The organism is Synechococcus sp. R55.3, assembly GCF_047461975.1.
GTDB lineage: Bacteria > Cyanobacteriota > Cyanobacteriia > Thermostichales > Thermostichaceae > Thermostichus.
In genome coordinates this window covers 1-1,103 of sequence record NZ_JANSIG010000162.1, presented here as the reverse complement: position 1 = coordinate 1,103, position 1,103 = coordinate 1, and the positions used below count along the sequence as shown (strand labels likewise).

Here is a 1,103-nt window from a genome sequence, read left to right as displayed (position 1 = left end):
AGTCTCAGCGTTGGAAAAAACCTCTCGCAGAAGGGAAGAAACGGAATCGGTCAAGCTGGGATCCTAAAGTTCTCTGGAATTACTTTAATCAGTTCTCGGCACAAAATGGCAGGTGGGTTCTAGTCCAGAACCCAAAAGTTACATTCTGAAACACCCAAGGCATAGCCCTCAGGCTTCGGTAGGTGTGTCGAAGTGCTTTTCCAAAATCGTGGTTAGAGTTGCCTTGGGTACGGCGCCAACCACCACATCCACTTTCTGGCCGCCCTTGAACAACATCAGGGTGGGAATGCTGCGAATACCGTACTGGCTGGCAGTTTGAGGGTTCTCGTCGGTGTTGATTTTTACAACCTTAACTTTGCCAACATACTGCTCAGCTATCTCCTGAACCACAGGAGCCACCACCCGACAGGGGCCACACCAAGGTGCCCAAAAATCAACCAGAACCGGAATATCGCTGCGCAGCACCTCTGCCTCAAAGGTAGCATCAGCGATATCTATTGCTGCAGACATGCTTGGAGAACTCCTGAAACAATACCCATCATGGTTTCTAATCTTAGCACAGCTCTCTGGCTGCTGCTGACCGAAAACTCGGCGTCGCAGGCCCCGGCATTCATGCCTGGGGATAAGTCACCGTCTCATGACAGGACGGGAGACTCGCTCCACCCGCTTATGGAAGGGTGCAGCGTTAAAGGTGAAGTGGAAGTATCTGGGGTGTTTTGGCATCTCAGTAGTTGAGGAGATGGCGTCCCCCACGAGGATATAGGCCCTCGTGTAGCCCATTGCAACGAAGCGCGAGGAGCGTGGAGCGATGGAAAAAATCCCCCGGCTTTAGCCGTGGGGAGAACGTTAACGATCTGGCTGGACTGGCCGGATTAGCATTGGTGAGCTGGGATCCCTTAGACAAATACCATTGGCTTATGACGGATTTTCTCGAAAGCAGCCGCATCAAAACGGTAGAGGGTTGCCGGTCTGCCTGTGCCTTGGGTGCTTTTCTGGCCGGTATCCCGCAAAATGCCCAGTTTTAGCAGGCGGGCGCGAAAATTGGAGTAGTCGGAGAACCCCTCGCCCAAAACGGTGCCGTAGAGCTGGTAGACCTCCCCTAG

General features: G+C 53.1%; 2 protein-coding genes. Both read right to left on the bottom strand.

The features are described 5' to 3' along the window. Positions 1–168: 168 nt before the first annotated feature. Positions 169–510 carry a thioredoxin gene (trxA, locus tag NW849_RS14320; protein WP_414358517.1) on the bottom strand — a complete coding sequence of 114 codons (342 nt, stop codon included), beginning with the start codon at positions 508–510 and terminating at the stop codon, positions 169–171. A gap of 386 nt (positions 511–896) precedes the next feature. Then, positions 897–1,103: NrtR DNA-binding winged helix domain-containing protein (locus NW849_RS14315; protein WP_414358514.1), on the bottom strand; the 207-nt coding region annotated here is incomplete at its 5' end.

What these genes read in the sequence shown, in the direction of transcription:
- trxA (WP_414358517.1), bottom strand. Translation starts at nt 510, where the DNA reads ATGTCTGCAGCAATAGATATCGCTGATGCTACCTTTGAGGCAGAGGTG.